Source organism: Tsukamurella soli (genome assembly GCF_039541155.1).
GTDB lineage: Bacteria > Actinomycetota > Actinomycetes > Mycobacteriales > Mycobacteriaceae > Tsukamurella > Tsukamurella soli.
Map to the genome: position 1 here is coordinate 1 of NZ_BAABFR010000170.1, position 6982 is coordinate 6982.

5 protein-coding genes are annotated in these 6982 nt (G+C 70.9%); 1 reads left to right on the forward strand and 4 read right to left on the reverse strand.

Annotated elements, in window-relative coordinates:
• The 3 genes from ABD908_RS26195 to ABD908_RS26205 all read right to left on the reverse strand — a co-directional run.
• On the reverse strand, positions 1 to 1560 hold a 1560-nt coding region (locus ABD908_RS26195), incomplete at its 3' end, for a SpoIID/LytB domain-containing protein (protein WP_345001647.1).
• Between the two features lie 209 nt (positions 1561 to 1769).
• Positions 1770 to 2600: an HAD family hydrolase gene (locus tag ABD908_RS26200; RefSeq protein WP_425584415.1), complete on the reverse strand. Its 831-nt coding sequence runs from the start codon at positions 2598 to 2600 to the stop codon at positions 1770 to 1772.
• A gap of 55 nt (positions 2601 to 2655) precedes the next feature.
• Positions 2656 to 3411: a lysophospholipid acyltransferase family protein gene (locus ABD908_RS26205; protein WP_345001649.1), complete on the reverse strand. Its 756-nt coding sequence runs from the start codon at positions 3409 to 3411 to the stop codon at positions 2656 to 2658.
• A 112-nt stretch (positions 3412 to 3523) separates the two neighbouring features.
• On the opposite strand from ABD908_RS26205, the gene ABD908_RS26210 reads away from it, so the two are divergent.
• Entirely contained in the window at positions 3524 to 5119 is a 1596-nt protein-coding gene (locus ABD908_RS26210) for a Rieske 2Fe-2S domain-containing protein (protein ID WP_345001651.1), read from the forward strand.
• Between the two features lie 111 nt (positions 5120 to 5230).
• Here ABD908_RS26210 and serS read toward each other — a convergent pair whose 3' ends face one another.
• Positions 5231 to 6487: a serine--tRNA ligase gene (gene serS / locus ABD908_RS26215; RefSeq protein WP_345001653.1), complete on the reverse strand. Its 1257-nt coding sequence runs from the start codon at positions 6485 to 6487 to the stop codon at positions 5231 to 5233.
• Between the last annotated feature and the right edge of the window lie 495 nt (positions 6488 to 6982).

Here is a 6982-nt window from a genome sequence, read left to right on the forward strand (position 1 = left end):
CTGCTGTCCGGGGGTGGGCGCACCGTGCGGGGCGGCCGCGCCGCTCGGCGGCGCCGGCTTGGACGGGGCACCGAGGGCCGGCGTGGTGCCGTTGTCGGGCTCGCCGGAGTTGGGCAGACCGAGCAGCGAACCCCAGCCGGGGATGAGGTTGAGCAGCGGCAGGTTCGGGAGCTGCGGCTTGCCGCCGGCGACGAACGTCGCGGCCCAGTTCATCAGTGTGGCAGGCGCGGCGACACCGGACGGGACCACCTGCGCGCCCGCTGCGGGCGTCCAGAAGATCGTGCCGTTGTCGTACGGCTGCAGGTACGCGGCGCCGCCGGGCAGCATGACCGGCGTGCCGGTCGCCTTGCCGAGCTTGCCACCCTCACCACCGGCTCCCTGGTACGCCTGCGCGACCGCGGCGCCCGCGGTGGTCGCGGCCTCCTGGGGCGTCATCGCCGGCTGCTGCGTCATGACCGGCACCTGGGCGACCATGCCACCGCCGGAACCGCCCGCCTGGGGCGCGACCTGCGCGGCGTTCGGTGCCGTGGGGACCGGGTTGGTCAGGTTCACCTGCGGCGCGGTCGCCTGCGGCACGGCGGTGACCATCCCGCCGGCCGAGGGCACCGTCGTCGCGGCGACCGGGTCGGCGACCACCACGCCCGGCCGGGTGGCCGGCACGTCGCTGACCTGCGGATCGTCCGCGCGCGATGCGCCGAACTCGGTCTCGTACACCTTGCCGCCCCGGGACATGACCAGCCCGGCGGTGCTCGCCACGGCCTGATCCGTGCGCGGGTCCTCCTTGCTGTAGCCCCCGTACACCTGGGTCGACTGCGTGTCGACGAAGTCGTCGCCGCGTTCGACCTGGCTGACCAACGCGAACGACCGCGCGGCGATGGCCTGCGCACGGAGCGCTTCGTATCCGCCCTGATCGGCCCAGTCGGGGGAGGTCTCGGAGGGCACCACGCCGCGCACGTAGTCCTCGATCCCGACGATGTTGTACACGTTGCCGTCCTTGGCGGTCAGGCTGCCGCGATAACCGAGATTGCTTCCACAGAAGTGGAGGATCTCATTGGCAGGCAGCGACTGCGCGTTGCTGAGGGGGCTGACGGTGGCGTTGGGGGCGGGGAACGAGGCGACGACGGGGCCACCGCAACCGTTGGTCACGGTTGCAGTGGTCCCGTCGATGCTCACCGCCTGGCCGGGGGCGAGCGTCCGCCCACCGACCACCTCGCCGGCCGCCGCGTAGACATCGACCCGGTGCTGCGCTGTGAGCCGCACAGTCACCGGTAGGCCGGTGTCTACCCTTCCCATCACGGTGCCGTCGTAGTAGTGGGCAAGGATCTGATCGGCGGTCCAGCCCTCCTTCGCGTAGGCGAGCGCGCCCAACTGGCTCATTCCGCGGCCGTTACCGCCCTCCGGGCCCGGGATACCGTCGGCGGTCTGGGTGGGCTGCGCCGAGGTGCCTGAGCTCAGCAGTACGCCGCCGATGATCAGCACGGGCGCTGCGGCGACCACCGCGGCGCGGGTGGCCCGCCGGCGCCGCGAGCGACGGGGTCCTCCGTCGATCCACACGGGCATTGGCTGTCTCCAATCGGTCGTCGGTCAGGAACCCGACTGCTCTGAGGCTCCGGGTGTCCCAGGACGAGCACCACACAGGCAAATTACGTTACCCGTGTGACTGTTGTGACTCTAGTAAACATGAACAGTTGACAAAAGTCACACAGGTAACAAGATGTCACAGGGTCGGGGAGGCCGAGCCGGGCCCGCGCAGGCTTCGGAAGGCCCTGTCAGAGCCAGCGTTCGACGACCGCCGCGACCCCGTCGTCGACGTTCGCGGCGGTACCTAGATCGGCGGCCGCGCGGGCGAGCGGGTGCGCGTTGGCGACCGCGACGCCCAGAGCGGCCCAGCGCAGCATCGCGACGTCGTTGGGCATGTCGCCGAAGGCCGCGACGCGCACGCCACCGTCGGCGCCTGCCGGGACGCCCAGGTGCGTGATGGCCGCCGCCACGCCGGTGGCCTTGGTGACGCCCGGCACGTGGAACTCGATGAGCCCGTTGTTGGTGGCATAGGTCACGTCGGCGATCCCGTGCAGGTGTGGCGCGATCCGCTCGTGCATCACGTCGGACGTCAGCCCCGGGTTGCGCACGAGCAGCTTGACGGCGGGCAGGGCCAGCACCTCGGCGTCGCCGACGGTGGCGGTGTCCGGCTCCAGCCAGGCGTGCTGATAGCCGGTGGAGGCGACGAAGCGGGGCGTCGCGGCGTCGTGCGCGCCGGTGGACACCCGCTCGACGGCGAAGCCGGCCCCGGGCAGATACTCGCGGACCAGATCGGCGATCGCCGCCAGCAGCTCGGGCTGCAGCAGATGCGCGGCGACGATCTCGCCGGAGTCGGTGTCGAAGAGCACGGCCCCGTTGGCACACACGGCGAGGGGGGCGAAGTCCAGCTGGTCGGCGATCGGCTCGACGGCACGCGGGGGCCGGCCCGTGGCGAGCACGAACCGGGTGCCGGTGTCGGTGATCAGCTTCAGGGCCGCGCGGGTCCGGGCGGACAGCAGCTCGTCGGGGCCCACGAGGGTGCCGTCGACATCGCTGGCGATCACCGCCGGGCGGGCACCCAGTTCAGCGGCGCCGGGCACGACACCGCCCGGGCGCCGGCCGCCGGACCGCTGGGACTCAGCCACCAGGCTCCGAGCGGCGCCGACGGCGCTCCTCGAGATCGGCGGCGTCGAGGGCCTCGGCCTGCTCGAGGGTCGGCGCGCTGCCCCCGAGCCGGGCGGGCACCCAGGGCTCGCCCTGCGGATGCGTGCCGTACAGGTCCTGAAGCTTGAGCAGCATCTGCTGCATCTCGGCCTTGAGGGTCGCAGTCAGGGCATCGGGGGCGCCCACCGGCTGGATCGGGTCGCACACGCCGATGATGATCCGGAACTTGTTGCGGCCCAGCCTCTTCGGCAACCCCTTGGTCCAGATCTGCTGCGCGCCCCAGACCACGACGGGGACGATCGGGACCTGCGCCTCGACGGCCATCCGCGCCGCCCCAGACTTGAACGACTTGAGTTCGAAGCTGCGACTGTGGGTGGCCTCGGGGTACACGCCCACCAGCTCGCCGGACTTCAGAGCGTCGACGGCAGCCTGGTACGCACCGGCACCGGCATCGCGGTCGACGGGGATGTGCTTCAGCGCGCGCATGATCGGCCCCGACGTGGAATTGTCGAAGACCTCCTTCTTGGCCATGAACCGCACCTTCCGGCGACCGGCCGCGAACGCAGGCTTGCCGGCGAACGGGAAGTCCAGGTAACCGGTGTGATTGATGGCCACCACGGCGCCGCCGGTGCGCGGGAACTTCTGGAAGTCGACCTCGGTGAAGCGGATGCCTTGAAAGGCCCACATGCCGCGGGCGATCTCGAGGACGGTGCCGTAGACGGGTTCCACGCCGCAAGCGTAGCCGCGGCGGGCGGAGCGGGGGTGGGCGCCGGGCTATTACCCTGGTGACGGTCCGGGTGCGCAGCACCCGGCGGCTCAGACAGCGACGAAAGGCTCCACCGTGCAGGTCACCAGCGTTGGTCACGCGGGTTTCCACATCACCACCGCCGCGGGCACCATCCTGTGCGACCCGTGGGTCAACCCCGCGTACTTCGGCTCCTGGTTCCCGTTCCCGGACAACACGCAGCTGGACTGGAAGGCGCTCGGCGACGTCGACTACCTGTACGTCTCCCACCTGCACCGGGACCACTTCGACGAGCGCAACCTGCTCGAGAACGTCAGCAAGGACGCCACCGTCCTCCTGCCGGACTACCCGGTCCCGGACCTGCGGCGCGAGCTGGAGCGCCTCGGCTTCACGAAGTTCTTCGAGACGCAGGACTCCGTCAAGCACACCGTCAGCGGCCCCAAGGGCGATCTCGACGTGATGATCATCGCCCTCCGCGCGCCCGCAGACGGGCCGATCGGCGACTCCGGCCTGGTCGTCTCCGACGGTGAGACCACGCTGTTCAACATGAACGACGCCCGCCCCGTGGACATGGACGTGCTGGGCGAGCAGTTCGGCGATATCGACGTGCACCTGCTGCAGTACTCGGGCGCGATCTGGTACCCGATGGTCTACGACATGCCGCGCGGCTCCAAGAAGCGGTTCGCCGAGCAGAAGCGGCAGCGCGGCATGGACCGCGCGCGCAGCTACGTCGACCAGGTGGGGGCCACCTGGGTCGTGCCCTCGGCCGGCCCGCCCGCCTTCCTGGACCCCGAGCTGCGGTACCTCAACGACGAGGGCCGGATCGATGCCGAGCACGTCGGCGGGGACCTGTCCAACATCTTCCCCGACCAGATCACCTTCCTCGAGGAGATGAAGAAGGCGGGCAACGGGAGTGAGCGGCCCGGTCAGGGCCTGCTGTTCATCCCCGGCACCGTCGGCGACTTCCGCGGGACCGAGATGCTCTCGCTCACCCATCCCGTCCCCGAGGACGAGGTGATGCGGATCTTCACCGAGAAGACCGCCTACCTCGACGCCTTCGCCGAGCGGCAGGCGCCGGTGCTGACCGCGGAGAAGGCGACCTGGGCGGCCGACGACGGTGTGCCGCTGATCGGCGCGCTGCGGGCGAAGTTCGAACCGATCATGGCCGGGTCCGACCTGATCTGCGATGGCATCGGGTACGCCGTCGGGCTGGAGATGGGTTCCGAGACGGTGGTCCTGGACTTCCCCAATCGAGTCGTCCGCGAGCCCAAGGGCGACGACGGGAAGTACCGGTACGGCTTCCGGATCGCGCCCGAACTGGTCCGGACGGTGCTGCGCGACGACGAGCCCGACTGGGTGAACACCATCTTCCTGTCGACGCGGTTCACCACCTGGCGGATCGGCGGCTACAACGAGTTCCTCTACACCTTCTTCAAGTGCCTCACCGACGAGCGCATCGCGTACGCCGACGGCTGGTTCTCCGAGGCGCACGACGACACCGCGTCCTGCGAGTTGGACGGCTGGGAGGTGCAGCGACGATGCCCGCACCTCAAGGCCGACCTCTCGAAGTTCGGCGTGGTCGAGGGCGAGAAGCTGACGTGCAACCTGCACGGCTGGCAGTGGGACCTGCCGACGGGGCGGTGCCTCACCTCGAGCGGGCACCCACTGCGGGCGAGCAGGCTGGCGACGTAGCGCGGGCGGCGCCGGAGATCGACCCCACCAGCGCCGCGATCGCTATATCCGGGTTCGCGGCGGTGTCAGGGTAGCTCCGCGGAGGTAGTCGACGCCGGACCGAGGGCGAACCTACTTCGGCGCGATGACGTCGGTTCCGAGGAACGGCTGCAGGGCCGCGGGGACGCGGATCGAGCCGTCGGGCTGCTGATGGTTCTCCCAGATCGACACCAGCCAGCGCGTGGTGGCGAGGGTGCCGTTGAGCGTCGCGGCGATCTGGGGGCGGCCGTCGGCGTCGCGATACCGGATGCCCAGGCGGCGGGCCTGGAACGTGGTGCAGTTGGACGTCGACGTCAGCTCGCGGTAGCGGCCCTGCGACGGTACCCAGCCCTCGCAGTCGTACTTGCGCGCGGCCGACGAGCCGAGGTCGCCGCCGGCGATGTCGATCACCCGGTAGGGCACCTCGATCGCGGCGAGCATCTCCCGCTCCCAGCCCAGCAGTCGCTTGTGCTCGTCGGCGGCGTCCTCGGGACGGCAGTAGACGAACATCTCGATCTTGTCGAACTGGTGCACCCGGATGATCCCGCGGGTGTCCCTACCGTACGAGCCGGCCTCGCGCCGGAAACAGGTCGACTGCGCGGCGTACCGCTTGGCACCGTCGCCCAGATCGATGATCTCGTTCATGTGGTAGCCGGCCAGCGGTACCTCCGAGGTGCCCACGAGGTAGAGGTCGTCCGCCTCGAGGCGGTAGATCTCGTCGGCGTGCGCACCCAGGAAACCCGTGCCGCCCATCACCTCGGGCCGCACCAGCACGGGCGGGACCATCAGCGTGAACCCGTTGGCGACCGCCTTCTGCACCGCCAGCTGCAAGAGCGCCATCTGGAACAGCGCGCCGTAGCCGGTGAGGAAGTAGAACCGCGAACCCGACACCTTGACGCCGCGGTCCATGTCCAGCAGCCCCAGCTTCTCACCGAGCTCGAGGTGGTCCTTGGGCTCGGGGATGTCGGGGATCTCGCCGACGCGCTCGAGCTCCACGAAGTCGTCCTCGCCACCCGCGGGCACGCCGTCCTCGACGACGTTCGAGAGCCTGCGCGCGACCTCGTCGAACGCGGTGTCGGCCGCCGTCTGCGCAGCCTCGGCCTCCTTGACCCGGCCGCTCAGCTCCTGCGCGGCCGCGAGCAGCGCCGGCCGCTCCTCCTTCGACGCCTGCCCGACGGACTTCGAGGCGGCCTTCTGCTCAGCGCGCAGCGTGTCGGCCGACAGGACGGCGGCCCGGCGCTCGGCGTCGGCCGCGAGCACGGCGTCGACGAGGTCGGGGTCCTCGCCCCGGGCTCGCTGCGACGCGCGGACGCGGTCGGGTTCTTCGCGGAGGAGCTTGACGTCGATCACGGGCACAACCCTACGTGTCCGCTCGACCCGGTTTCCGACCCGGTTGGGCGCGAGTCGGGGCCACACCAGGCATGATGGGGGACGATGGTTGACCTGACTGAGCCCGATGACGACGACGTCCCCGGCGACGGTTCCGAGACGGCCGAGGCCGCCTCGCCCGACGCATCCGCGGGAGTCTCCGACGGTGCGTCCCAGGACCCCGGCGAGCGCGGCGACGAGCCGGGCGCGGTGGACGACGGTCACCGCGATCCCGATGCGGGCCCCCACCCGGGTCGGGAAGCGTACGCCGAGCCCGACACCGTCGACCTCACCCGCGAGTCCGAGCCCGAGGCTGCGCCGGCGGAGCCAGCCCCGGCGCCGTCGGCCCGTGGCGGGCGCCGGACCATCGGCAGCGGCCGGGCGCGCACGGTACTTGGCGCGGGCGTCGTCGTCGCGGTCGCCCTGGGCGCGGTGGTGGCAAGTCGGATCGTAGCCATGTCGTTCTGTGAGCCAAGG